The organism is Paracoccus aerius (assembly GCF_014656455.1).
GTDB classification, from domain to species: domain Bacteria; phylum Pseudomonadota; class Alphaproteobacteria; order Rhodobacterales; family Rhodobacteraceae; genus Paracoccus; species Paracoccus aerius.
On record NZ_BNCL01000005.1, the window covers coordinates 219,224 to 245,248 of the forward strand.

Below are 26,025 nucleotides of genomic sequence, written 5' to 3' on the forward strand. Positions count from 1 at the left end.
TCAGTGGGCCGCCGTCAGTTGGACGACAGCGCGACCTTCATGTCCTTGACCTGGTAGATGGTCTCGCCATCCGCCTCGACGCGGCCGTCGGCCACGCCCATCGTCAGGCGCCGCGTCTGCACGGCCTTCGTGAAATCGACGTGATAGCGCAGCAGCTTGCGGTCGGGGCGGACCATGCCGGTCAGCTTGACCTCGCCCACGCCCAGGGCATAGCCGCGCCCCTGCCAGCCGCGCCAGCCCAGGTTGAAGCCGGTCAACTGCCAAAGCCCGTCCAGGCCAAGGCAGCCGGGCATGATCGGGTTGCCCGGGAAATGGCAGGCGAAGAACCACAGGTCGGGGGTGATGTCGAATTCGGCCACCACATGGCCCTTGCCATGTTCCCCGCCGTCTTCGGAAATGTCGGTGATGCGGTCCATCATCAGCATGGGCGGTTCGGGCAGTTGCGCGTTGCCGGGGCCGAACAACTCGCCCCGGGCGCAGGCCAGCAGGTCGTCGCGGTCGAAGCTGGTCTTGTCCATCGCCATGCAGTCTTGCCTTTCTTGCAGGCCATCGGCCAGCTTTCACAAAATCGACGCCCGTCTATCACTTGGGGTAACGCGCGTGCAAGTCAATGCAGCGGCGGCTTGCATCCCGCAAATGGCCGGGCGACAAGCGTCCCTGTGCCGCCCCCAAGGAGGATGTGATGAGCCTGTATGTCGCCCTGCAGATGGACCCGATCGAACATGTCTCGATCACAGGGGACAGCACCTTCCGCATCGGGCTGGAGGCCGAGGCCCGCGGCCATCGGCTGTTCCAATACACCGTCGATCAGCTGCGCTATGACGAGGGCCGGGTGATCGCGCGCGGCCGCCCCGTGACCCTGCGCCGCGAGCAGGGCAACCACGTCACCTTCGGCGACTGGGCCGAGGTGGACCTGTCCGACTTCGACGTGGTCTGGCTGCGCCAGGATCCGCCCTTTGACATGGCCTATGTCACCTCGACGCATCTGCTGGACCGGGTGCATCCGGGGACGCTGGTGGTGAACGATCCCTTCTGGGTCAGGAACTGCCCGGAAAAGCTGATGGTGCTGGATTTCCCCGACCTGACGCCGCCCACCATGATCGCCCGCGATCCTGCCGCGATCCGGCGCTTCCGCGACCGGCACGGCGACATCATCGTGAAGCCGCTTTACGGCAATGGCGGGGCAGGGGTCTTCCACCTGGACCCCGAGGACCGCAACCTGTCGGCGCTGCTGGAACTGTTCGCGGGCATCAACCGCGAGCCGATGATCGCGCAGAAATACATCCATGCCGTGAGCCAGGGCGACAAGCGCATCATCCTGGTGGACGGCGAACTCGTCGGCGCGATCAACCGCGTCCCCCAGACGGGCGAGGCCCGGTCGAACATGCATGTCGGCGGCCGCGCCGAAAAGATCGGCCTGACCGAGCGGGAATACGAGATCTGCAAGCGGATCGGACCGGTCCTGCGCGAAAAAGGCCTGATCTTCACCGGCATCGACGTGATCGACGGCTGGCTGACGGAAATCAACGTGACCTCGCCTACGGGGATCCAGGAACTGGAACGCTTCGACGGGATCAACGCGGCGGAGAAGATTTGGGAGGCGATTGAGCGGCGGGTGCCTGCGCGCTGATCCTCACCTTGGCCTAAATTTCCCGGGGGTGCGGGGGCTGGCCCCCCGGCCTTTACCCCGCCTCCCTTACCCTCTCCTCCACCACCTCGAACGGCACCCCCGGCTGATCCTTCGCCGCCCGGATCACCAGCGAGGTCTTGACGCTGGCCACGTTCGGCGCCGCTGTCAGCGACTGCGTCAGGAACCGCTGGAAGCTGGACAGATCAGGCGAGACGCATTTCAGGATGAAGTCGATCTCTCCGTTCAGCATGTGGCATTCCCGGACCAGGGGCCAGCCCTGCACCAGGGCCTCGAAGGCCGACAGGTCGCGTTCGGACTGGCTGGCAAGGCGCACCATGGCAAAGACCTGCACCTCGAATCCCAGTTCGCGCGCGTCGATGTCGGCGTGATATCCGCGGATGAAGCCGGTTTCCTCAAGCGCGCGGACGCGGCGCAGGCAGGGGGGCGCGGAGATACCCACCCGGCGGGCCAGTTCGACATTGGTCATCCGGCCGTCAGCCTGAAGTTCGGCCAGGATCTTGCGGTCGATGTCATCCAGTTTCGCGCCGGCCATGCTGCTCTTTCTTGATCGGGTCTTTGGCGTTTCCGGAAACTACAATGCAGGCACACTGCGCGCAATATTCTTTCTGCGCGCGTCCCGCGTTGCGATTTCCGGGCGGAAGCACTACCTCATGCACAAACACCGGATGGGACGCAAGATGACCGAACGCACGCATGTGAAACTTCTGATCGTGGGGTCCGGCCCCGCGGGCTATACCGCCGCCGTCTATGCCGCGCGGGCCATGCTGAACCCGATGCTGATCCAGGGGATGCAGCCCGGCGGACAACTGACCATCACGACCGAGGTCGAGAACTGGCCCGGAGAGACCGAGATTCAGGGCCCCGAGCTGATGGTCAAGATGGAGGAGCATGCCCGCGCCATGGGCACCGACATCGTGATCGACATGGTGACCTCGCTTGACCTGCAGCGCCGCCCCTTTACCGCCACCTGCGACAGCGGCCGCGTTGTCACGGCCGACGCGGTGATCCTGGCCACCGGAGCCCAGGCCCGCTGGCTGGGCCTGCCCTCCGAGGAAAAGTTCAAGGGCTTCGGCGTTTCCGCCTGCGCCACCTGCGACGGCTTCTTCTATCGCAACCGCGAGGTTCTGGTGATCGGCGGCGGCAACACCGCGGTGGAAGAAGCGCTGTTCCTGACCAAGTTCGCGAGCAAGGTGACGCTGGTCCACCGCCGCGACAGCCTGCGGGCCGAGAAGATCCTGCAACAGCGCCTGTTCAAGAACCCCAAGGTCGAGGTGATCTGGAACCACGCGCTGACCGAGGTCCAAGGCACCGATACCCCGGCAGGCGTGACCGGCGCGGTCCTGACCTCGACGGTGGACGGCAGCACGCGCACGGTTCCGGCAGACGGCGTTTTCGTGGCGATCGGCCATGCGCCCGCCAGCGAACTGGTCAAGGACCAGCTCGAGCTGCACAACGGCGGCTATGTGAAGGTCGAACCGGGCAGTACCCGCACCTCGATCCCCGGCGTCTTCGCGGCGGGCGACCTGACCGACCATGTCTATCGCCAGGCGGTGACAAGCGCGGGCATGGGCTGCATGGCGGCACTGGATGCCGAGAACTGGCTGGCCGAACATGACGACGCGGGCGAGCCCGATCCCGACCATGCTTGGCGCGAAGACGAAATGGCCGAATGAACGAAAAAGGGGCGCGGTGATCCGCGCCCCTTTCTGCTTTTCCGGCGTCCTTACTGTTCCAGGACAAAGGGGCCGGTGTAGTTGTCCACGTTGTCGGCGGTGATCAGCAGGCAGTCGAACAGTTGCTTTTCCGTATCCACGCCAGTCGTGCCGTTCTTGATGAAGTTGTCGGCCTGGCGGACGGCTTCCTCGGCGAAGACGGCGACGGGCTGCAGGACGGTGTATTGCAACTCGCCAGCCTTCACGGCCTCGACCGCGTCGGGGGATCCGTCGAAGCCGCCGACCTTGACCTGTTCCAGCTTGCCGGCTTCCTTCAGCGCGGCGATGGCGCCCAGTGCCATTTCATCGTTGCCCGAGATCACGCCGATGATGTCGGGATTGGCCTGCAGCAGCGACTGCATCTTCTGATAGCCCTGGGTGCGGTCCCAGTTGGCGACTTCCTGGCCGACCTTCACCAAGTCGGGATACTGGGTCAGCACGGTCTCGAAGCCGTTGGACCGGGTCTGGGCGTTGTTGTCTGACGGCGCGCCGAACAGCTCGACATAGTTGCCCGCATCGCCCACGGCCTCGACCCAGGCCTGCGCGCCAAGGGCCGCGCCCTGCGCGTTGTTAGACACCAACTGCGCCTTGGCCAGACCTTCCTGGTTGATCTCGGCATTGACCAGGAAGACGGGGATGCCCGCGTCAACGGCCTTCTGCACCGCGCCCACGGACCCGTCGGCATTGGCCGGGTCCAGGATCAGCGCGACCGACTGGTTGGTGATCGCGGTATCGACCAGGGTGCTTTCGGTGTTGGTGTCGCCCCGGTGCGCGGCCACGTTGGCGGTGTAGCCCAGTTCCTCGGCGGTCTTCTTGGCGACCTCGCCTTCCGTGAACCAATAGGGGTTCGCGGGGTCGTTGACGATGATGGTGATCAGCCCCTCGGCCGAGGCGGCGCCTGCCATCATCGGCATGGCGACGGCGGCGGCAAGCAGCGCGCGGCGGGTCATGGTGAACATTACTCTCTCTCCCCTTTGGGTTGTTACACTGCCGGAAGGCAGGCTTTCCGCCCGGCGTCCCGCGCCGGACGGCGAAGGTCGTGGGCCGTCAGGACTTGCGCCCGCCGCGCCCGTATTGGATCGAGTTCATCAGCACGGCCAGCACGATCACGGCGCCGGTGAAGACCGTCTGCCAGTATGAACTGACGCCGATGATGACCAGGCCCGCCGACAGGAAGCCGATCACGAAGGCGCCCAGCATCGTGCCGCGCACGCCGCCGCGCCCGCCGGTCAGCGCCGCGCCGCCGATCACCACAGCCGCAATGGCGGTAAGTTCATAGGTGGTCCCCGCCGTCGGCCCCGCCGATGTCAGCTGCGAGGCCAACACAAGCCCCGCCACCGCCGACAGCGCCCCCGAGATGGTGTAGACCGTGATCTTGACCAGCCGCACCGGCACGCCCGACAGTTCCGCCGCGCGTTCGTTCCCGCCCGAGGCATACAGCCAGCGTCCGAAGGCCGAACGCGACAGCATCAGCCCCGCCAGCACCGCCACCACGGCCAGCACGATCACGCTGATGGGGATGCCCCACAGCCGGTTGAAGCCCAGCCAGTTGAAGCCGGTATTGCCCAGGGCTTCCTGGCCGCGCAGGTTGTTGTAAGTCAGCCCGTTCGTCATCAGAAGCGCGACCCCGCGCGCCACATACATCACGCCCAGCGTGGCTACGAAGGGTGGCACCTTGAAGAAGGCCACCAGAACGCCGTTCAGCGCGCCGACCGCGGCGCCGATGGCGATGGTCAGCACGACCACTGCCCAGACCGGCGGGTAAAGGATCACCCCCGCCCATTCCAGCGTGACGCCCTGCATCATCGCGCCCGCGCAGACCCCGCAAAGCGCGAGGATGGATCCGACCGACAGGTCGATCCCGCCGTTCAGGATCACCAGCAGCATCCCCACCGACAGGATGCCATAGATCGCCACCTGCGACGACATGATCAGGAAGTTCGACACCGTGAAATAGTTCGGCGACAGGAAGGAAAAGACCGCGATGATCGCGATCAGGGCGAAAAAGGCGCGGCCTTCCAGCAGCAGGCGGCCGATGCTGAAGCCGTCCTGTTTGGGCGCGGTGGTGGTGGCAGACATAGGTTTTCCTCGCTCAACGGCCCATCAGGCAGCCACGGACTCGCCCGAGGCGGCCATGATCTTTTCCTTGGAAACGGTGGAATCGAATTCGGCCGAGATGCGGCCCTTGTGCATGACGATGATCCGATGCGCGATGGACAGGCATTCGCTGACCTCGGATGTGGAATAGATGACGGCAAGGCCCCGGCGGGCGCCTTCGGCCAGCAGGCGGAAGACCTCGGCCTTGGCGCCGATGTCGATGCCGCGCGAAGGTTCGTCCAGCATGATGACGCGGGGGTTGGTGGCCAGCATCTTGCCGATCACGACCTTCTGCTGGTTGCCCCCCGACAGCGATCCGATGGGCGCGCCCCCGCCCGAGGTCTTGACCGTGACGCTGCGGATGCTGTCGTCGACCAGCGTCCGTTCGGCGCGGCTGGACGTGAACAGCCCGCGCGTGAAGTTTCGGATGGAAGCCAGCGAAAGGTTCTGGCCCACGCTCATGGTCTGGACCAAGCCGTCGCGCTGGCGATCCTCGGGCACCAGGGCAAGGCCGCGGGCGATGCGTTCGCCGATGGGCAGGTGGGAAATCTCCTGCCCTTCCAGCACGATCTCTCCACCCGACGCGCGCAACCGGCCCGCGCAGGTTTCCAGCAGTTCGGTCCGCCCCGCGCCCATCAGGCCATAGATGCAGACGATTTCCCCGGCGCGCAGGTCCAGCGACAGGTTGCGGACCAGATCCTGCCCGGTCTGGTCGGGCACCGACAGGTTGCGGATTGACAGGGCGACCTGCCCCCTGGCGCTGTCGGGCGGGCTGCCCAGGTCGTAGTTCTCGCCCACCATGTTGCGCACGATCCATTCCAGGTCGATGTCGGCGCGCGGCGCATAGGCCGTCATGGTCCCGTCGCGCAGCACCACCGCGTGGTCGGTGATCGTCAGCGCTTCTTCCAGGTGGTGAGAGATATAGACGATGCTGACACCCTTGGCGGTCAGGTCGCGGATGACCTTGAACAGCACCTCGACCTCGCTGGCCGAAAGCGCACTGGTCGGTTCGTCCATGATCAGGATGCGGCTGTCCACGGACAGGGCGCGGGCGATCTCCACGATCTGCTGCTGGCCCAGGCGCAGTTCCTCGACCGGGGTCAGGGGGTCGATCTCCTCCTCCAGCTCCTCCATCAGGATGCGGACCTGGCGTTCCTCCTCGGCGAAATCGACGCCCATGGGGCCGCGCAACTCGCGGCCCATGAAGATGTTGTCGCGGACCGACAGGTTCGGGGCCAGCGACAGTTCCTGGTGGATGATGGAAATGCCCCGGTCGCGGGCCTCGTTCGCGTTGGCAAAGCTGACAGGCCGGCCGTCCAGGATGATCTGGCCGGTCGTGGGCTGGATGACGCCTGACAGGATCTTCATCAGCGTGGACTTGCCCGCGCCGTTCTCGCCGAACAGGGTGGTGACCTGGCCGCGATGGATGTCGAAGTTCACGCCCTTCAGCGCGTGAACGTTGCCATACGACTTGGCGACGTTGCGCGCGGCCAGGACCACCTCGCGGGCGTCGGGATTGCCTTCCGTCTGCCGGGTCATCTGCCCGCTCATTGGACGGCGACCTCGACCGGGGTGATCATCCAGTTCTTGGGGTTGATCAGGCGGAAGGCGCCGGTGACGGTGACGGACTTGCCGGTCAGGCTGGCGGTGTCGATGCCGTCCAGCACGGCGGCCTTCATCGCGCGGTTGATGCCCGATCCGGCGTCCTGGTATTCGATCTGGTTCTTGAAGTCGCCAAAGGCGATATCGCCCGGCGCGTCGCGCAGGTCGGTGCCGTTGATCGCAGGGCCGGTCTGGACGCGGACGGTGATGTCTTCGGGCAGGCCGTCCACCGTCAGCGGATAGACGCCCGACCGCGCCTCGCCCGCGACGCCGGTCAGGGTCACGAACATGATCGCCCCGGTGGACGACGCGACACCATATTGTTCCGCCGCCGCGTCCTTGTCGGCCAGGACGGCGGGGGCCAGGGTCGCCGCATCGACGGCCTTTTCCTTCACGAAGGCCTGGATGCGCGGAAACTGTTCCTGGCCATAGCTGTCGGGCGAAAAGGCTTGCACCCGGACATCGGCCTCGGAACCGATGGGAACGACGGTGGTGTCAAGCGCGATAGCGCCCGCCAGGACGACGATGGCCGCTGCGCCCATCAGCATCCCGCGCCGCGAGGGGGCGGGGGCCTTGGGGGCGGATGTGGAGGGGGCGGTGCTGTGGCTCATGGATAAAGGCCCTGCCTGTCTTCTGGGGTCAGCGGGTGGCGGCTGATGCGGGGAAAGCGCCGCCAGGCGAAATCGTCCACCGAAGGCGTGCAGTCAATGCCTGCTTGTCGGGCATGTCGTTTCCCCCCTTTTGCATCCTCGGCCGCTGGCCCGCGTGACTGGCCGCAGGGCCCGGTGCGCAGGTCGCCTCCTCTGACGGATCCTGCCCATTGCCCCAGACCTTAGCTGAAATTATTTACTATGTCTGCAAAAAAATGCATTCACGAGGCATGTCCTTTCGTGTAAGGATCCGGATCGGGGCGCGGTCCTGCGATGGACCCGCGCAGGAGGGATTGGAATGACTGCCGCGACACTCGGCCAGCCCTGCAAGGGAACGCTTCATGGCCGGCCGTGACATCCTTATCGGCATAGATGCTGGCACCTCGGTCATCAAGGCGGTGGCCTTTGATCTGGGCGGGCGGCAGATCGCGGCTTCGTCGGTCCCCAACCGTTATCATTCGGGAACGGACGGGTCCGCCACGCAATCGCTGCACCAGACATGGGACGACTGCGCCGCCGCCTTGCGTGGGCTGGGGGCCAAGATCGACGGTCTGGCGGGGCGCACGGCGGCGCTGTCGGTAACGGCGCAGGGCGACGGGACGTGGCTGGTCGGGCGCGACGGGCCGGTGGGCGATGCCTGGCTGTGGCTGGACGCGCGCGCCGCGCCGACCGTGGCGCGGCTGGCCGCCGGTCCCGCCAACCGCGCGCGTTTCGAAGCCACGGGCACCGGGCTGAATACCTGCCAGCAGGGCAGCCAGATGGCGCATATGGACGCCCACGCGCCCGACCTTCTGGACGGGGCCAAGGTCGCGCTGCATTGCAAGGACTGGCTTTACCTGAACCTGACGGGCGTGCAGGCGACCGATCCGTCCGAGGCCAGCTTCACCTTCGGCAATTTCCGCACCCGCCAATATGACGACGCGGTAATCGACGCGCTTGGCCTGACGCATCGCCGCAGCCTGCTGCCGCCGATCATCGACGGCACGCAGGTCACGCATCCGCTGACGCAGGACGCCGCGCGCCAGACCGGACTGCTGGCCGGAACGCCTGTATCCCTGGGCTATGTGGACATGGTGATGACCGCGCTTGGCGCGGGCGTCTATGGCGGGGCTGCGGGCGACGTGGCCTGTTCCACCGTGGGATCGACGGGCGTCCACCTGCGCGCCGTCCGGTCTCAGGACGTGCATCTGAACGACGAGGGCACGGGCTATGTCATCTGCCTGCCGGTCCCCGGCGTCGTCACGCAGGTGCAGACCAACATGGCCGCGACGCTGAACCTGGACTGGGTGCTGGGGCTCGCGGCAGGCATCATGTCCGACATGGGCCAGTCCGTGACCCATCGCGACCTGGTCGCCCATATCGAGGGCTGGCTGCTGCAGTCCACCCCCGGCCAGATCGTCTATCACCCCTATATCTCGGAAGCCGGGGAACGCGGGCCCTTTGTCGACGCTCATGCGCGGGCGGGCTTTGTCGGGCTGTCGGCGGGCCACCGCTATCCCGACCTGATCCGCGCCGTGGCCGAAGGCCTGGGCATGGCCATGCGCGACTGCTATGCCGCAATGGGGCCGCTGCCGGGTGAATTGCGCCTGACCGGCGGGGCCGCGCGGTCGCGGGGCCTGCGGGGCATCCTGGCCGCCAGCCTGAACGCCCCTGTCCGCGTGTCCGACCGGGACGAGGCAGGGGCCGCGGGCGCCGCCATGATGGCCGCCGTCGCCATCGGCGCCTATCCGGACATGGAGGCCTGCATCGCCCAGTGGGTGACCCCGTTGCTGGGCCAGGCAGAACCGCCCGATCCCGTGCTGGTTGCAGCCTATGACGCGCTGTTCCCCGCCTTCACCGCTTCGCGCCGGGCCTTGCCGCCCGCCTGGGACGCGCTTGCCGCTGCCCGATCCCTGAAAGGACACTGGCTATGACCCCTGATTCCGAGATGATCGACCTTTTCGTCATTGGCGGCGGCATCAACGGCGCGGGCATGGCCCGCGATGCGGCCGGACGGGGGCTGAAGGTCGTGCTGTGCGAAAAGGACGATCTGGCCCAAGGCACCTCGTCCCGGTCGGGCAAGCTGGTCCATGGGGGCCTGCGCTATCTGGAATACTACGAGTTCCGCCTGGTCCGCGAGGCCCTGATCGAGCGGGAGGTGCTGCTGAACGCGGCCCCGCATATCATCTGGCCGATGCGCTTCGTGCTGCCCCATTCACCCGAGGATCGCCCCGCCTGGCTGGTCCGCCTGGGCCTGTTCCTTTACGACCACCTGGGCGGGCGCAAGAAGCTGCCCGGCACCCGCACGCTGGATCTGCGCCGCGATCCCGAAGGCGCGCCCTTGCTGGACCAGTATCACAAGGGGTTCGAATACAGCGACTGCTGGGTGGACGATGCGCGCCTGGTGATCCTGAACGCCGTCGGCGCGGCCGAAAAGGGGGCCGAGGTCCTGACCCGCAGCCCCTGCATTTCCGCCCGGCGCGAAAACGGCGCCTGGACCGCCCAGACCCGCAACGAACTCACCGGGGAAGTCCGCACCTTCCGCGCCCGCTGCATCGTCAACTGCGCCGGACCCTGGGTGTCGCAGGTCATCAACAACGTCGCGGGGTCCAACTCCAGCCGCAACGTCCGGCTGGTCAAGGGCAGCCACATCATCGTGCCGAAATGGTGGTCGGGCCAGCAGGCCTATCTGGTCCAGAACAAGGACCGGCGGGTGATCTTCATCAACCCCTACGAAGGCGACAAGGCGCTGATCGGCACCACGGACATCCCGTGGGAGAACCGGGCCGAGGACGTGACCATCTCGGACGACGAGGTCGATTACCTGCTGGCCGCCGTGAACCGCTATTTCAAGGAGAAACTGCGCCCTTCGGACGTGCTGCACGCCTTTTCGGGGGTGCGGCCGCTGTTCGACGACGGCGCGGGCAACCCGTCGGCCGTGACCCGCGACTATGTCTTCGACCTGGACACGACCGGCGGTGCGCCGCTGCTGAACGTGTTCGGCGGCAAGATCACGACCTTCCGCGAACTAGCCGAACGCGGGATGCACAAGCTGCGGGACATCTTTCCGGCGATGGGGCCCGACTGGACAGAGACCACCCCCCTGCCGGGCGGAGAGATCGCCAATGCTGATTTCGAATCCTTCCTGAACCTGTTGCGCGAACTGCACCCCTGGATGCCGCGCAAGCTGGTCGTCCATTACGCCCGCCTCTATGGCGCGCGAACCAAGGACGTGGTCGCCGGCGCGATGAACATGGACGGGCTTGGCCGACACTTCGGCGGCAACCTCTACGAAGCCGAGGCGCGCTATCTGGTCGCCAGGGAATGGGCGCAGCAGCCCGAGGACATCCTGTGGCGGCGCACCAAGCACTACTTGCACCTGACGCCCGAAGAACAGCAGGCCTTCGTGGATTGGTTCAACGGCTCTGACCTGGCGCAGGCTGCGTGACCGCCATGGCCCTGACGCTTTCGCTGAACACCAACCCGCTGGTCAACCGCTTCGCCGATCCCGACGACCTGATCCAAACGGTCGCGCGGGATCTGCGCATCCGTGACCTGCAACTGACGCATGAGTTCATCAACCCGTCCTGGCCCGCCCCCGTGATCCGCCGCCTGACGCGGCAGATGGGGGCCGCGCTTGTCCGCACCGGCGTGCGCGTCACCAGCGGCATGACGGGGCCTTACGGGCGGCTGAACCATTTCGGCCATCCCGACCGCGATGTGCGGCGATACTATGTCGACTGGTTCAAGACCTTTGCCGACATCATAGGCGACCTCGGCGGCACTTCGGTCGGCACGCAGTTCGCGATCTTCACCTATCGCGACTATGACGACCCGCAGCGGCGCGAGGATTTGATCCGCATCGCCATCGACGCCTGGGCCGAGGTCGCGGACCATGCCAAGGCCGCCGGTCTGTCCTATGTCTTCTGGGAACCCATGAGCGTGGGTCGCGAGTTCGGCGAAACCATCGACGCCTGCATGGCCCTGCAGGACCGGCTGACGGCGGCGGACATGGCCGTGCCAATGTGGATGATGGCCGACATCGACCACGGCGACGTGACCAGCCCGAACCCGGACGACACCGACCCCTATGCCTGGGCGCGCGCGGTGCCCAGGGTTTCGCCCATCATCCACATCAAGCAGTCGATGATGGACAAGTCGGGCCACCGTCCCTTCACTGCCGAATACAACGCCAAGGGCCGCGTGCAGCCGGAACCGCTGCTGGAGGCCCTGGCCCAGGGCGGCGCGGTGGACAACGAGATCTGCCTGGAACTGTCCTTCAAGGAACGCGAACCGAACGACCGCCAGGTGATCGCGCATATCGCCGAAAGCGTGGCCTTCTGGGCACCGCATATCGACAGCGGCGCTGGGGATCTGAAGGTCTGATGGTCGCGCCCTTCGCCTTTGCCTCTGCTGCTGAAATCCTGTTCGGCAGGGGGCAGGCCGCCAATGCGGCCGCGCGTGTGGTGGGGCTTGGGCAACGAGTGCTGCTGGTCCATGGCCGCAATCCCGACCGTGCCGCCTGGCTGGCCGATGGGTTGCGGGCGCAGGGCTGCGAGGTTGTGGGCTTCGCCGTGCCGCGCGAACCCGACACCGATCTGGTGGCCCAGGGCATCCGCACCGCCCAGGGGGCGCAGGTCGTGGTGGCCCTCGGCGGCGGCGCTGTCATCGACGCAGGAAAAGCCATTGCCGCACTTGTCCCTGCCACGCGCCCGATGCTGGACCATCTTGAGGTCGTGGGGCAGGGCCTGCCGCTGGACCATCCGCCCTTGCCCTTTGTCGCCATCCCAACCACCGCGGGCACGGGGGCCGAGGTCACGCGCAACGCCGTGATCGGCGTGCCCGACCACCGCCGCAAGGTCAGCTTGCGCGACGCCCGGATGCTGCCGCGACTGGCGGTCGTGGACCCGGCGCTGACCGATGGCTGCCCGCGCCCGGTGACGCTGGCCTCGGGCCTGGATGCCGTCACCCAGGTGATCGAGCCTTTCGTCTGCACCCGCACAAACCCGCTGACCGACGCGTTGTGCCGCGACGCGATCCCGCGCGGGCTGGCCGCGATCCGGCGCCTGATGGAGGACGAGGAACCCGAGGCGCGGGACGAGATGGCTTGGGTCAGTCTGTGCGGCGGCCTAGCGCTTGCCAATGCCGGGCTTGGCGCGGTCCACGGGCTTGCCGGGCCGCTGGGCGGGCTGACTGGCGCGCCGCATGGTGCGATCTGCGGGGCGCTGCTGCCCCATGTGCTGATGGCAAACCGCACGGCTGCCCACGACCCGGCTGCGATCGAGCGGCTGGACCAGGTCGCCCGCTGGATCGGCGCGGCCTTTGATACGCCCTTCGCCTCGATGCCCGAGGCGACGCGGGCGCTGGCCGACTGGTCGCATCGCGCGGGCCTTCCGGCGCTGACCGCGCTTGGCATCGGCCCCGAGGCGCAGGCCGCCGCTGCCGACGCCGCGGCCGCGTCATCCTCGATGAAGGCCAACCCGGTGGCGCTGAGCGAAAACCAGCTTCGCCGCATCATGGAGGAGGCCGGCTGATGGCGCGACAGGGGATCGACCCGGAACGAAGCCTCGCCACCCGCGCGGCCTGGCTGCATTACGCTGGCGGGCTGACCCAGGCAGCAGTCGCAAAACGGCTGGGCGTCACCGGCGTCAAGGCGCATCGCCTTATTGCCCGCGCCGTGGCCGAGGGCGTGGTCAAGGTCAGCATCGACGGCGAGATCGTGGAATGCGCGGTGCTGGAGGACCGGCTCTGCGCGCTGTACGGCCTGGCCTTCTGCGAGGTCGCCCCCGACTTGGGCGAGGAAGGGATGCCCCTGCGCGCTCTGGGCCTGGCCGGTGCCAGCTTCCTGCGCCGCGAAGTCGAACGGGGCGAGCACAAGACGATCGGCCTGGGTCACGGCCGCACGCTTGCGGCAGCGGTGCAGGAACTGCCGCGGTTTGACGCGAACGGCACCCGCTTCGTGTCTCTGTTGGGCGGGCTTACGCGGCATTACTCTGCCAACCGCCATGACGTGATGCACCGCCTGGCGGAACGCACCGGCGCGCAGGCCTATGTGCTGCCGGTGCCCTTCTTCGCCAATTCCGAGAGCGACCGCGCGGTGCTGCTGAACCAGCCGGGCGTGCGCGACATCTTCGACCTGGCCAATGGCGCGGATCTGAAATTCGTGGGCATGGGCACGGTCGATCCCGGCGCGCAGCTTGTGGCATCGGGCATGATCGAGCCGCGAGAGATCGACGAAATCCGCGCGGCGGGCGGCGTGGGCGAGATGATGGGCCATTTCTTCGACCCCGAAGGCCGGGTGCTGGAAACCACGCTTTCTGCCCGCACGCTGTCGGCTTCGCTGGACGAACCGGGGGCCAGTCGGGTCGTGGTGATCGCGGGCGGGGTGGACAAGGTCCAGGCGATCCGTGCGGCCTTGCGCAGCGGGCGGCTGCAAGGGCTGATCACGGACGAGGCGACGGCGCAGGCCTTGGCGGACCAATAGAAAAAGGTGCGTGCAAAGCACGCACCCTACGGTTTGCGGGCAGGGTGCGTGCTTGCACGCACCGTTGCGCTTACTTCCCCGTCACCGCCTTCGCGCGGGCGACGATGGCATCCACCGTGATCCCGAACTCCTGATACAGCCGGTCGATGGGGGCGGATGCGCCAAAGCCGGTCATGCCGATCACGTCATCCTCGGACGCGACATAGCGGGTCCAGCCGAACTTGCCTGCCGCTTCGACCGCGATGCGCGGCGCGTCGCCCAGGGTGGCCATGCGATACTCCTCGGGCTGGGCGTCGAACAGCTCCCAGGACGGCATCGACACGACGGCGACGTTCAGCCCGCCTTGGTGCAGCGCCTCGGCGGCCTGGACGGCAAGCTGCACCTCGGTCCCCGTCGCGATCAGCGTCACGTCGCGGCCCTCCCCGAACTGGCGGAGGACATAGGCGCCCCTGGCGGTCAGGTTCTCGTCCCCACCATCAAGGCGCAGTTGCGGCACGTCCTGGCGCGACAGGGCCAGCAGCGACGGGATGTTGCGGTTGCGGATCGCGATGTCCCAGGCTTCCAGCGTTTCCACCGTATCGGCAGGGCGCAGGACCGTCAGGTTCGGGATCGCGCGCAGCGATGCCAGATGCTCGATCGGCTGGTGTGTCGGGCCATCCTCGCCCAGGCCGATGCTGTCATGGGTCATGACATATATCGTGCCGACCCCCATCAGCGCCGACAGGCGGATCGCGTTGCGGGCATAATCGGAAAACACCAGGAACGTCCCGCCATAGGCGATGAAGCCGCCATGCAGGTTGATGCCGTTCATCGCGGCGGCCATGCCGAATTCGCGCACGCCATAGCCGATATAGCGGCCGGGCGCCTGGCGGGTGTATTGGCTGTCCACCGCCTTGACGCGGGTCAGGTTCGACCCGGTCAGGTCGGCCGATCCGCCGATCATTTCCGGCAACGCGGCGGTCAGGGGTTCCAGCGCCATCTGGCTGGCCTTGCGGGTCGCGGCCTTCCTGGGTTCGGCGAACAGCGCGTCGCGGGCGGCCTTGACAGCGGCGTCATAGCCCTTGGGCAATTCGCCCGACAAGCGGCGGTTGAATTCGTCGCGGACCTCGGCAGACTTGCCGGCAAGACGCGCTTCCCAGGCCTCGCGGTCGGAGGCGCCGCGGGTGCCGATCTTGCGCCATTCGGCCAGCAGGTCCTCGGGGATCACGAAGGGATCATGCGCCCAGCCGATCGCCTCGCGGGTCAGCGCGGCCTCGTCGCGGCCCAGGGGCGAGCCGTGGACCGAATAGGTGCCCGCCTTGTTGGGCGAGCCGAAGCCGATCACCGTCTTCATCGCGATCAGGGACGGCTTGCCGGTTTCCGCCTTGGCCGCCGTGATCGCCGCATCAAGCGCCTTGCCGTCATGGCCGTCGCATTTCTGGACATGCCAGCCACAGGCTTGGAACCGCGCCGCGACATCCTCGGAAAAGCTGATCGAGGTCGGGCCGTCGATGGTGATGTCGTTGTCGTCGTAAAGCACGATCATCTTGCCCAGGCCCAGGTGGCCCGCAAGGCTGATGGCTTCCTGCCCGATGCCTTCCTGCAGGCAGCCGTCGCCCACGAAGACATAGGTGTGATGATCCACCAGGTCGTCGCCGAATTCGGCCGCCAAAGCCCGTTCCGCAAGCGCCATGCCCACGGCGGTGGCGATGCCCTGGCCCAGCGGGCCGGTCGTCGTCTCGATACCCTTGGCGTGTCCGTATTCCGGGTGGCCGGCGGTGATCGAGCCCCACTGGCGGAAGTTCTTCACCTGCTCCAGCGTCATGTCCTCATAACCCGTCAGGTGCAGGAGGCTGTAGAGCAGCATGGACGCATGGCCGTTCGACAGCACGAAGCGGTCGCGGTCCGGCCAGTCGGGGTTCTTCGCATCGAATTTCAGGTGGTTGCGGAACAGGACCGTGGCCGCGTCCGCCATGCCCATGGGCGCGCCCGGATGGCCCGAATTCGCGGCGTTCACCGCGTCGATGGACAGCGCGCGGATGCAGTTGGCAAGCGCGAAGTTCTGCGGATCCAGGTCCGCCTTGGCGGCGATCTTGGGGTCTTTGGGCGAATCTAGGGGCATGTGGTCCTCCGACGGTTTGGGGGTGAATACCCCGGACAGGCCGCCGCCACAACAATGATCACAAACAGGCATCACAAAGTCACACAAATGATGTTGCGATTTCAACAAGCGATGTTATAAACGCCGCAGCCGAGGAGGGTCAGGTGAAGCGCGACGAACGCCGGCAGGCGATCATGGATCTTCTGGTGGGCGCACGCGCCGTGGATCTGGACGATCTGGCGGACCGTTTCGCCGTGTCGCGCATGACCATCCACCGGGATCTTGACGACCTTGAACAGGCGGGGCTGCTGCGCAAGGTGCGCGGCGGCGCAACGATCGAGGCGGGGACGCAGTTCGAAAGCGACTTCCGCATCCGCGCCTTGCAGGACAGCGACGCCAAGGCCCGCATGGCCCGCGCCGCGCTGGATCTGGTGGAACCGGGCATGACCGTGATGGTCAACGACGGGTCCATGGCTGCCCTGCTGGGCGCCAACCTGACCGACAAGGCCCCCCTGACCGTCATCACCAACAACGCCGCCGTGATCGACCGGCTGAAGGACGCCCCGCGCATCACGCTGATCGCGCTTGGCGGCACCTACAGCGCCAAGTTCAACGGCTTCTTCGGCACCGTGACCGAGGATGCGCTGTCGCGGCTGCGCGCCGATCTGGCCTTCATCTCGACCCCCGCCGTGGCCGGGCTGCGGGCCTTTCACATGGACGACGCGGCGGTCCGGGCCAAGCGGGCGATGATCGCCGCCGCCGACCGGGCCGTGCTGCTGGTCAACCATACGCGCTTCGGCCGGTCGGCCCTGCACATGCTGGCCGACCTGTCCGATTTCGACGCCATCATCACCGATGCCGCCCCCGCGCCCCCTGATCGCGCCGCGATCGACCGGGCAGGGTTGCGGCTGACCATCGCAAGGGACTGAGCGCATGACGGATTTCTGGATCGGCACAAGCTGGAAGATGAACAAGACGCTGGATCAGGCGCGCGTCTTTGCCGAAGGACTGGCCGCCGCCGACAAGGACCGCGACCCGCGCATCCAGCGTTTCGTGATCCCACCCTTCACCGCCGTGCGCCAGGTCAAGGAGTGGCTGTCGGACACATCGGTCAAGGTCGGGGCGCAGAACATGCACTGGGCCGACGAAGGCGCCTGGACGGGCGAGATCAGCCCCGTGATGCTGCGTGACTGCAAGCTCGACATCGTGGAACTGGGCCACAGCGAACGGCGCGAGCATTTCGGCGAAACCGACGAGACCGTGGGCCTTAAGACCGAGGCCGCCGTCCGCCACGGGCTGATCCCGCTGATCTGCATCGGCGAGACGCTGGCCGAACGCGAATCCGGCCGCGCGCAGGACGTGCTGGAAACCCAGGTGCGCGGCGCGCTGTCCCGCCTGTCGGGCGACCAAAAGGATGCCACGATCCTGCTGGCCTATGAACCGGTCTGGGCCATCGGCGTTAACGGGATCCCTGCGACCTCGGACTACGCCGATGCCCGTCAGGCCGAGATCATCGCGGTCGCGCAGAACATCCTGGGGCGACGCGTGCCCTGCCTTTATGGCGGATCGGTCAATCCGGACAATTGCGAGGAACTGGTTTCCTGCCCGCATATCGACGGGCTGTTCATAGGCCGGTCTGCCTGGAACGTGGACGGCTATCTCGACATCCTGGCGCGCTGCGCCGCAACCATCGGAGAGACGAAATGAAACTGGCAATTGCAGGCGACAGCGCGGGCGAGGGTCTGGCCAAGATCCTAGCCGACCACCTGAAGGACAAGCACCAGGTGTCCGAAATCAGCCGCACCGACGAAGGCCCCGACGCCTTCTATGCCAACCTGTCCGACCGGGTGGCAAGCCAGGTCAAGGACGGCACCTATGACCGCGCCATCCTGGTCTGCGGCACCGGCATCGGCGTCTGCATCGCGGCCAACAAGGTGCCGGGCATCCGCGCCGCGCTGACCCACGACACCTATTCCGCCGAACGCGCCGCGCTGTCGAACGACGCCCATATCATCACCATGGGCGCCCGCGTGATCGGCCCGGAACTGGCCAAGGCCATTGCCGACAAATGGCTGGCCGAGACCGAGAACTTCGACAAGGCCGGCAAGTCCGCAGGCAACGTGAACGCCATCGACGCGGTCGATGCGAAATACAACAAGGCCTGAGGAATGCTGAAGCTGCCGAACGACGGCCCGGCCACGGGCCGCCTTCTGTCGCATGTGCTGACGGGTGACGGCCCCGCTGCCATCGTCCGCGCCATCGCCGAGGCGCAACCGCCGCTGATGCAACGTCTTGGCGCGGGCCGCCTGCACGGCGACCCGACCGAGATCGTCGGCGTCAACGACACCGGCGACAAGCAGAAGGCCTTGGACGTGGGCGCCCATCACCACATGATCGCGGTGCTGCGCAAGGCGGGCGTCCGCAAGGTGCTGTCCGAGGAAGCCGAGGCGGTCATCGATCTGAACCCCGACGGTGCATGGGACGTGGCGATGGATCCCATCGACGGATCCGGCAGCATCGGCATCGGCGCGCCCCTGGGGATGCTGTTCAGCGTCCTGCCCGCCGCGCCGGAAGGCTTCCTGCGGACGGGTGAATCCGTCGTGGCGGCAGGTTACGCCAGCTTCGGCCATTCGATGGACTTCGGCTGGTCGCTGGGCGACGGCACCCATATCGCCGGCTGGGACGACGAGGCGGGCGAATTCCGCATGGTGCGCGAGAACGTCGTGCTGAAGCCCAAGGCATCCACCATCGCCTATAACGCCTCGAACGAACGCTACTGGGCGCCGGGGCTGCAAGCCTGGGTGGCCGATCTGCGCGCGGGCCGGGACGGTCCGCTGGGCAAGAACTACAACATGCGTTGGCTTGCCGCTGCCGTAGGCGAGTTGCACCGCATCCTGCTGAACGGCGGGGCATTCCTTTATCCTGCCGACCGGCGTCCGGGATATGGCAATGGCAAGCTGCGGCTGGTCTATGAGGCGATGCCCATCGCCTTTCTGGTCGAACAGGCGGGCGGGCTGGCATCCGACGGGACGCAGCCCATCCGTTATCGCAAACCGTTAGCGGTACACGACATGACGCCCTTGATATTCGGCGCTAAGGACGAGGTCGAGACGATCCTCGGCTATCTGGCCGAATCCACGGAAGGATAACGACATGGCTATGATTACCCTGCGCCAGCTTCTCGACCACGCGGCCGAGAATGGCTACGCGGTCCCTGCCTTCAACATCAACAACATGGAACAAGGTCTGGCGATCATGACTGCGGCGCAGGCGACGAAATCGCCGGTGATCCTGCAGGCCAGCCGGGGCGCGCGCGCCTATGCCAATGACCTGGTGCTGGCCGGGCTGATCCAGGGCTTTGCCAAGGCCTTCCCGGACATCCCGCTGTGCATGCATCTTGACCACGGCAACGGCTTGGCGACCTGCGCCACCGCCATCCAGAACGGCTTCACCAGCGTGATGATGGACGGCTCGCTGAAGGCCGATGGCAAGACGCCCGCCGATTACAACTATAACCGCGACGTGACCGCCAGCGTGGTCCAGATGGCCCATGCCTGCGGCGTGTCCGTGGAAGGCGAACTGGGCGTTCTGGGCAGCCTGGAAACTGGCATGGGCGATCAGGAGGACGGCCACGGCGCGACCGAGAAGCTGGGCCACGACCAGCTTCTGACCGACCCGGACGAGGCCGTGCGCTTCGTCAACGACACGAACGTGGACGCGCTGGCGATCGCCATGGGCACCTCGCACGGCGCCTATAAGTTCTCGCGCAAGCCGGACGGCGACATCCTGGCGATGCATGTGATCGAGGAAATCCACACCCGCCTGCCGAACACCCACCTGGTGATGCACGGGTCGTCCTCGGTCCCCGAGGATCTGCAGCAGATCATCAACAGCTATGGCGGCGACATCAAGCCAACATGGGGCGTCCCGGTCGAGGAGATCCAGCGCGGCATCAAGCACGGCGTGCGCAAGGTCAACATCGACACCGACAACCGCCTGGCGATGACCGCCGCGATCCGCAAGGTCTTCTCGGAAGAACCGTCCGAGTTCGACCCGCGCAAATATCTGAAGCCCGCGATGCAGATGATGTCGCAGGTCTGCAAGGACCGCTTCGAGGCGTTCGGCACCGCAGGCAATGCCGACAAGATCGTCCCGCTGCCGCTGTCGGTGATGGCTTCGCGCTATTGATCCGCTGACAGGGCGGGAAAGGGGCCTCGCCTTATGGCGGGGCCTTTCGCCAACAACGGCCTGCTATTGCAGATACTGCCGGGCCTGCGGGGCATAGGCGAAGTCCGGGTCAAGACTCAGCGCCTCTTGCAGCAGTAACCGCCCTTCTTCCAGCCTGCCTTCTTCAAGACGGACGACGCCCAGCCGATATGCGGACAAGGCTGCCGTCGGCTGCTCGGTCCTCATCGCCTCGAATGTTCGGGCCGCCAGGTCCAGATCGCCTGCCTTCTGCTGCGCCAGGCCCAGCGTGTCGCGCAATGTCGGAACGTCCGGCGCCAAGGCGACGGCACGTTCAGCCAGGGACACGGCCTCGTCAGGGGCGGTTTCCGTCAGCAGATGGGCCAGGTTGTTCAGCGCGACCCAGTTGTCGGGATCGCTTGCCAAGACCTTCCGATAAAGGGCGGCGGCTTCCGAACCCTCGCCGGTCTTTTCAACCAGGGCGGCCAGCCGCACCAGATCGTCGGGCGTTGCGGCGGGCAGGTCCGCCAGTTCCCCGGCATAGCCGATCGCCTTGTCGTCCTGACCAAGACGCGCCGCAGCCAGGCTGGCCGCGCGCAGAAGTCCGGGATCACGAGGTGCAGCGGCAAGTCCCTCATCGAATGCCGAAAGAGCCTGATCATAGTCTCCGGAGGCGCCCAGCAGCCTTCCATGTTCCAGCAGAAGCGCCGGATTGCCCGGAAACCTTGTCCTGCCCTTGGCAAGGATTGCCTGCGCTTCGGCCAGATCCTGGTCGGCCACAGCCAGCCGCGCCCGCGCCAGCACCGGACGAACGCTTTCCGAACGCGCGATCAGCCTGTCGAACAGCGCCTTTCCTTCCTCGCCCTTATCAAGTCCCACCTTTGCGCGCGCCAGGTAATCCAGGGCAAGCGAGGGGGCATCGTCCAAGCGGGCCATGTCCTCCAGCAATTCCTCGGTGCGCGCGGGATTGCCGGTCAGAAGATGCAGGCGCGCCGCCTGCAGCCTGGGATAAACATGCCCGGCCGAGGCGTCGGCAACGGCCTGTTCATAATGTCGGATCGCGCCTGTCCGGTCGCCACGACTTTCCAGAAAGGCAGCCATCCGTTCCTGGGCGCGCCAATTCCCCGGATCGACCCGGATTGCTTCCTGCCAGGCTGCGCCAGCATCGTCCCGCCGCCCCAGCGACAGCAGCAGGTCGCCCTTGACGACCAGCGGCGCGGCATTCTCGGCATAACGTTCCGCAGCCTGATCCAAGGCATGGATGGCGTCTTCCCTGCGGTCCAGATTGGCAAGCGACATCCCCAGCAGATACCAGCCTTCCGGCGCCTCGGCAGCCGTTTGCGTCAGTCCGCGGGAAAGCCGCTCGGCCGTCTGGAAGTCGTTGGTCAGAAACGCGCGCATGGCCCTGCGGAAATCCTCCAAGCCGCCGTCCTTCAAGGCGGGGCTTGCATGGGGCAACTCCAGCCTGTCCGCCCTGTGATCGAGCTGCGGAGCCGCCAGCCCAAGCAGATCCAAGGTCCGGGCAGAAGCGGGCGCGCCGAAGGCCAGGGGAAACAACGATACAGCAATGATCCAGAAGCGACGGCGCATTATAAGCCACTCCTTTTGGTTGAGTTTATGATAATTGGCTGGCCGATGTCCTGTCAAGAAACCAATAAGGCATATCCGCTTGGTTTCTCTCGGAAGTTGAGAATTGGATAACTTTCAGTTCTTAAAAAGACGGTTAATAAAACTCGACAGGATTCAAGGGTGTGTTAATCTACTTCCAATCGCGATTCCCTGTGTATCCAGTGCGCATTTTGTGTTGCTTGGAAGGCGATAATATGAGCGACGAATATGGATGCGCTTATTTGCGGTACGAACCTCTTGGAATGCGAGAGACGTGCAGGCGTAGCCTGCAACCAAAGCATAAACTGCGTTTCAGGAGAATAGAAATGTCGTTAAAACTAGCTAGCTTGAGCGTCGCCGCGCTTGGGTTTCTGGCCGGAGGTGCGTTGGCCGACAGCATCTCGCCGGACAGCTTCACGGCCGATTTGGCCGTGGGGGAAAGCGTCACCATCACCAAGACCGTGACGGTGTCGGCGGGCGGTCCTTCGGATGCATTGATTGACGCCTATTTCCTTTTTGATACGTCTGGTTCTATGGGCGGCGTGATCAACGCCGCCAAGGCAGCCGCCGGGGATATCTTCTCGACCATCGCGACCGAGTTCGGGGCGGGCGTCGCGGGTGGCGTCGGCGTCTTTTCCGAATCTGCCGCCTTGCCCAGCGGCATTGCGCCCCCGGGCAGTGTCATCAACCAGAATGTGACCACGACCACGGCAGACGTGATCAGCGGCATCAACAACGTCACGCTGTGCAATCCCGACTGCGGCGGCGACTTCCCCGAATCCGCCAATACCGCGATTGAACTGGTGGCCGAGAACGCCTCGTGGCGGCCCGGATCCAACCGCTTCATCTTTGCCTTCTCGGATGCGTCTTCCAAGGGCTCGGCTGACGCTGACGTGATCGCGGCGCTTGCTGCCGAGGGGATTCGGCTGGTGTCGCTGGATTTCGGCTCGGGCGCGTTCACGACGGATATGGCGGAACTTGGGGCGATCACCTTCTCAAGCTCTGCCACGCCGGGTTCGATTGTTGACGATGTGACTGCGGGCATCGTCGAGGGCTTCAGCGAATACGAAACCGTTTCGGTGGGCGATCTGGGCGGCGGCGGTCCCCTGATCAGCGTGTCGGCCGTCTGCACGGGCGCAGACATCGGCGCCTGCGTCGGCGACTCGGCCGTGGGGGAATATGATCGGTCGGTCGATCGAACCTTTACCTTCGACGTGACCTTTACGCGGACGGGTGCCGGGACATCGGTGTTCGACACCTTCGCCCTGGTTGACGGAGGCATTGTCGCCACCGAGGCAGACCGCTTCCCGGGGCCGGATGTCGCCCCGGTTCCGTTGCCCGCAGCGGCCTGGATGCTGATCGCAGGCCTGGGCGGCATGGGCCTGCTGCGCCGTCGCCAAAAATAGCGGCGGCCAGGCAGCTTGGGTGCCTCGGCCGGCGGCCAAGCCTGATCTTCGCGACCGTCCGGGCGTGGGTGCCCGGGCGGTTGCCCTTTGCTCTCATCGGCAACAACCAGCAGTGGCAAGGAAGACCTTGCCACTGCTTGCGGTCTATATGATGGTTTGGTCTTTCAGCCGTGCTTCCCGTCGTGCAGCACGAAACCGGAGGACGGGAACTGACGGTTTTCTTAAACCAGCGCGACGGCCGAGAGCAGCGTGGCGCAATGTCCTGCAACCGTCGCGGTCCCTGGGCCAAGGTGGGTGGAACAGATTTGGTTCTTGATGGTTGATCCGCGCTGTTGCTTCCTTCCTTGCCCGCTCACGATAATCCCTCCAAGTTTTCATCGTATTTTCGCCAATAAGCCTGCATGACCCGGCGGAGTATCGTTGCAAAGTAGGTGATCAAGGTTTCTAATTGATGAACAGGTTCGGGAGGAGCACGCTCATGCCCCAAAATCATGCCTACAAGCAATTGCTGACACTGATCTCGGCGCGGAGCCAGCAATGGATCAGGAACCAGGCAGAACTTCTGCCGGTCGATGCAGTTACTGATGAACACATCCAGAGTTTATCGGAAATTGCAGTTACTGCATTTATCTGCACGTCATTGCGAGGGAATGACGTGCCGGTCAAGACATTCATCGAAAGCCGAATAACCCCAGAGTTTGTCGGGCAGTTTATCGGTCGTTTTGAAGAAATGGGCATCGGTGCCCTTTCCGGAGGTTATTCATTCCTTCGCTGCATCTCGCCGGACGACCGGCAGAAACTGGCCGTTCGAAACCTGCCGCTGAATGCCATGCTGGCGCTTTCCGACATGCCTGACCAGGAACTGCTGGAACGGGTCGAAGCCGAATTGCGGCGTCCTGTCCCCTACGAGCAGACGAATGAGCAGTTAATCGGCTCCTATGCCGAACTGCTGGCCTTGTGCTATTCCTTTGGCAACCAGCGGCCCCGGTTTTCAAACCCCGGCGTTTATGGTGATGCCTATGCGAATTGCCTTCGCTTCGCCGAATGGGCGCAGGAAAAGGGCAGGCTGCTGCCGCTGGTCCAGATGATCTATTGCCTTTGCCTGATCGATCCGGATTTCGACGCCATGCCGTTGCTGTCCGATGTCATCGCAAGCCAGCGGCCCGACGGGTCGTTTCCGGAACGGATCGGCTTCGGCAGCGCGGACCAGGATGGCAGGGCGCTGCGGCCGACACTGGGGACGCTGGTGGCCCTGCATATGGTGATCTATGGGCAGCGGCGCAGCCCTGGGCCGCTGGTGACGATGGCGGCCTAGAAAAGCCCCTCGATCTGGCCAAGGTCGTTCAGCCCGATCGTCTCGGCTGCCGGATGGCGAGGCAGGCCGGGCATCGTCATGATCTGCCCGCAGATCGCCACCACGAAGCCCGCGCCCGCGTTCAGCCGCACCTCTCGGACAGGGATCACATGGCCTTCGGGGGCACCGCGCAGGTCGGGGTCGGTCGAGAAGGAATATTGGGTCTTGGCGATGCAGACGGGCAGCTGGCCATAGCCTTCGGATTCCCAGGCCTCCAGCTGCGCGCGGATACCGGGCAGGGCCTCGACATGGGCCGCGCGGTGGACGCGGGTGCAGATCGTCTCGATCTTCTGCCACAGGGGCATGGAATCGGGGTAAAGGGTGTGGAAATCGGCCTTGTCCTCATCGACAAGGGCGACGACATGGCGGGCCAGATCCTCGGCCCCGGCGCCGCCCTGTGCCCAATGGTGGCAGGGGATGGCGATGACGCCGTGGCGGGCACAGTAATCCTGAAGGGCTGCTATCTCGGCGGCGGTGTCGCCGTTGAAATGGTTCAGCGCCACGACCAGCGGCAGGCCGAAGCCGCGCAGGTTCTCGATATGGCGGCCCAGGTTGGCGCAGCCGCGGGTGACGGCGCTGATATCCTCGGACCCCAACTGGTCCTTGGCGACCCCGCCGTTCANTGATATCCTCGGACCCCAACTGGTCCTTGGCGACCCCGCCGTTCATCTTCAGCGCGCGGATGGTCGCCACCAGCACCACGGCGGCGGGCGCGAGGCCCGCGAGGCGGCACTTGATGTCCAGGAACTTCTCGGCCCCTAGGTCGGCGCCAAAGCCCGCCTCGGTCACGACGTAGTCGGACAGGCGCAGCGCCGTATCGGTGGCGATGACGCTGTTGCAGCCGTGGGCGATATTGGCAAAGGGGCCCCCATGGACCAGGGCCGGGTTGTTTTCCAGCGTCTGGACCAGGTTCGGCTGCAAGGCGTCACGCAACAGGACGGTCATCGCCCCGTCGGCCTTGAGGTCGCGCGCGGTTACCGGACGACGGTCGCGGGTATAGGCGACCACTATGCGCCCAAGCCGCGCGTTCAGATCGTCCAGGTCGCGGGCCAGGCACAGGATCGCCATGACCTCGGACGCGACGGTGATGTCGAAGCCGGTCTGACGGGAAAACCCGTTCGAGACGCCGCCCAGGCCCACCACGATGTCGCGCAGCGCCCTGTCGTTCATGTCCATAACGCGGCGCCAGGTGATGCGCCGCGTGTCGATGTCCAGGT

The 26,025-nt window shown here is 65.7% G+C and carries 22 protein-coding genes and 1 pseudogene; 14 read left to right on the forward strand and 9 right to left on the reverse strand.

Going from position 1 to position 26,025, the window contains the following annotated elements; genetic code table 11:
* Window positions 1-14: 14 nt before the first annotated feature.
* Window positions 15-524 carry a bifunctional 3-hydroxydecanoyl-ACP dehydratase/trans-2-decenoyl-ACP isomerase gene (fabA, locus tag IE224_RS08685; protein ID WP_167622409.1) on the reverse strand — a complete coding sequence of 170 codons (510 nt, stop codon included), beginning with the start codon at window positions 522-524 and terminating at the stop codon, window positions 15-17.
* A 158-nt stretch (window positions 525-682) separates the two neighbouring features.
* On the opposite strand from fabA, the gene gshB reads away from it, so the two are divergent.
* Window positions 683-1,630 carry a glutathione synthase gene (gshB, locus tag IE224_RS08690; protein ID WP_191309477.1) on the forward strand — a complete coding sequence of 316 codons (948 nt, stop codon included), beginning with the start codon at window positions 683-685 and terminating at the stop codon, window positions 1,628-1,630.
* Window positions 1,631-1,682: 52 nt separating this feature from the next.
* On the opposite strand, the gene IE224_RS08695 is transcribed toward gshB, so the two are convergent.
* Window positions 1,683-2,183 (reverse strand): Lrp/AsnC family transcriptional regulator, encoded by a 501-nt coding sequence (locus IE224_RS08695; RefSeq protein ID WP_089388691.1) that lies wholly within the window; start codon window positions 2,181-2,183, stop codon window positions 1,683-1,685.
* Between the two features lie 145 nt (window positions 2,184-2,328).
* On the opposite strand from IE224_RS08695, the gene trxB reads away from it, so the two are divergent.
* Window positions 2,329-3,324, forward strand: a complete 996-nt coding sequence (gene trxB / locus IE224_RS08700) for a thioredoxin-disulfide reductase (RefSeq protein WP_167622406.1) — start codon at window positions 2,329-2,331, stop codon at window positions 3,322-3,324.
* A 50-nt stretch (window positions 3,325-3,374) separates the two neighbouring features.
* Here the strand turns inward: trxB and IE224_RS08705 are convergent, their stop codons facing one another.
* The 4 genes from IE224_RS08705 to IE224_RS08720 form a co-directional block, all read right to left on the reverse strand.
* On the reverse strand, window positions 3,375-4,322 hold the full coding sequence (locus tag IE224_RS08705; protein WP_167622405.1) for a D-ribose ABC transporter substrate-binding protein: 948 nt from the start codon (window positions 4,320-4,322) through the stop codon (window positions 3,375-3,377).
* 88 nt (window positions 4,323-4,410) lie between these two features.
* Window positions 4,411-5,442, reverse strand: a complete 1,032-nt coding sequence (locus IE224_RS08710) for an ABC transporter permease (protein ID WP_103171527.1) — start codon at window positions 5,440-5,442, stop codon at window positions 4,411-4,413.
* A 24-nt stretch (window positions 5,443-5,466) separates the two neighbouring features.
* The gene (locus tag IE224_RS08715; protein ID WP_191309480.1) at window positions 5,467-6,999 is read right to left on the reverse strand and encodes a sugar ABC transporter ATP-binding protein; all 1,533 of its coding nucleotides are present in this window, start codon (window positions 6,997-6,999) and stop codon (window positions 5,467-5,469) included.
* An 8-nt stretch (window positions 7,000-7,007) separates the two neighbouring features.
* A complete protein-coding gene (locus IE224_RS08720) occupies window positions 7,008-7,673 on the reverse strand; it encodes a DUF2291 family protein (protein WP_191309482.1) in 666 nt (221 codons plus the stop codon).
* Between the two features lie 380 nt (window positions 7,674-8,053).
* Between IE224_RS08720 and IE224_RS08725 the strand changes: the two genes are divergently transcribed.
* From IE224_RS08725 to IE224_RS08745, 5 genes are read left to right on the forward strand one after another with little or no spacing between them, the layout of a single operon-like run.
* Complete coding sequence (locus IE224_RS08725) at window positions 8,054-9,625, forward strand: FGGY-family carbohydrate kinase (RefSeq protein ID WP_191309485.1); 1,572 nt, start codon at window positions 8,054-8,056, stop codon at window positions 9,623-9,625.
* Complete coding sequence (locus tag IE224_RS08730) at window positions 9,622-11,139, forward strand: glycerol-3-phosphate dehydrogenase (RefSeq protein WP_191309487.1); 1,518 nt, start codon at window positions 9,622-9,624, stop codon at window positions 11,137-11,139. The genes IE224_RS08725 and IE224_RS08730 overlap by 4 nt, the downstream gene beginning before the upstream one ends.
* Before the next feature lie 5 nt (window positions 11,140-11,144).
* The gene (locus tag IE224_RS08735) at window positions 11,145-12,077 is read left to right on the forward strand and encodes a sugar phosphate isomerase/epimerase family protein (RefSeq protein ID WP_191309489.1); all 933 of its coding nucleotides are present in this window, start codon (window positions 11,145-11,147) and stop codon (window positions 12,075-12,077) included.
* Window positions 12,077-13,225 (forward strand): iron-containing alcohol dehydrogenase, encoded by a 1,149-nt coding sequence (locus IE224_RS08740; RefSeq protein WP_191309491.1) that lies wholly within the window; start codon window positions 12,077-12,079, stop codon window positions 13,223-13,225. The genes IE224_RS08735 and IE224_RS08740 overlap by 1 nt, the downstream gene beginning before the upstream one ends.
* Window positions 13,225-14,175 (forward strand): sugar-binding transcriptional regulator, encoded by a 951-nt coding sequence (locus tag IE224_RS08745; protein ID WP_191309493.1) that lies wholly within the window; start codon window positions 13,225-13,227, stop codon window positions 14,173-14,175. Before IE224_RS08740 ends, IE224_RS08745 begins: the two co-directional genes overlap by 1 nt.
* A 70-nt stretch (window positions 14,176-14,245) precedes the next feature.
* Here IE224_RS08745 and tkt read toward each other — a convergent pair whose 3' ends face one another.
* Window positions 14,246-16,276 carry a transketolase gene (tkt, locus tag IE224_RS08750; RefSeq protein WP_191309494.1) on the reverse strand — a complete coding sequence of 677 codons (2,031 nt, stop codon included), beginning with the start codon at window positions 16,274-16,276 and terminating at the stop codon, window positions 14,246-14,248.
* A 143-nt stretch (window positions 16,277-16,419) separates the two neighbouring features.
* Between tkt and IE224_RS08755 the strand changes: the two genes are divergently transcribed.
* From IE224_RS08755 to fba, 5 genes are read left to right on the forward strand one after another with little or no spacing between them, the layout of a single operon-like run.
* On the forward strand, window positions 16,420-17,184 hold the full coding sequence (locus IE224_RS08755; RefSeq protein WP_103171535.1) for a DeoR/GlpR family DNA-binding transcription regulator: 765 nt from the start codon (window positions 16,420-16,422) through the stop codon (window positions 17,182-17,184).
* Between the two features lie 4 nt (window positions 17,185-17,188).
* Entirely contained in the window at window positions 17,189-17,962 is a 774-nt protein-coding gene (locus IE224_RS08760; protein ID WP_191309496.1) for a triose-phosphate isomerase, read from the forward strand.
* On the forward strand, window positions 17,959-18,420 hold the full coding sequence (gene derI / locus IE224_RS08765; protein WP_154763085.1) for a D-erythrulose-4-phosphate isomerase: 462 nt from the start codon (window positions 17,959-17,961) through the stop codon (window positions 18,418-18,420). The genes IE224_RS08760 and derI overlap by 4 nt, the downstream gene beginning before the upstream one ends.
* A 3-nt stretch (window positions 18,421-18,423) precedes the next feature.
* Window positions 18,424-19,404 carry a class 1 fructose-bisphosphatase gene (locus IE224_RS08770; RefSeq protein WP_191309498.1) on the forward strand — a complete coding sequence of 327 codons (981 nt, stop codon included), beginning with the start codon at window positions 18,424-18,426 and terminating at the stop codon, window positions 19,402-19,404.
* A gap of 4 nt (window positions 19,405-19,408) precedes the next feature.
* Window positions 19,409-20,443 carry a class II fructose-bisphosphate aldolase gene (gene fba, locus IE224_RS08775; RefSeq protein WP_167622392.1) on the forward strand — a complete coding sequence of 345 codons (1,035 nt, stop codon included), beginning with the start codon at window positions 19,409-19,411 and terminating at the stop codon, window positions 20,441-20,443.
* A gap of 63 nt (window positions 20,444-20,506) precedes the next feature.
* Here the strand turns inward: fba and IE224_RS08780 are convergent, their stop codons facing one another.
* On the reverse strand, window positions 20,507-22,030 hold the full coding sequence (locus tag IE224_RS08780) for a tetratricopeptide repeat protein (protein WP_191309500.1): 1,524 nt from the start codon (window positions 22,028-22,030) through the stop codon (window positions 20,507-20,509).
* Window positions 22,031-22,263: 233 nt separating this feature from the next.
* On the opposite strand from IE224_RS08780, the gene IE224_RS20960 reads away from it, so the two are divergent.
* Entirely contained in the window at window positions 22,264-23,454 is a 1,191-nt protein-coding gene (locus IE224_RS20960) for a VPLPA-CTERM sorting domain-containing protein (protein WP_229849299.1), read from the forward strand.
* Between the two features lie 448 nt (window positions 23,455-23,902).
* Complete coding sequence (locus IE224_RS08790; RefSeq protein WP_191309502.1) at window positions 23,903-24,769, forward strand: hypothetical protein; 867 nt, start codon at window positions 23,903-23,905, stop codon at window positions 24,767-24,769.
* On the opposite strand, the pseudogene IE224_RS08795 reads toward IE224_RS08790, so the two are convergent.
* Window positions 24,766-26,025: pseudogene (locus tag IE224_RS08795) on the reverse strand (formate--tetrahydrofolate ligase); the annotation flags it as partial. The gene IE224_RS08790 and the pseudogene IE224_RS08795 overlap by 4 nt on opposite strands.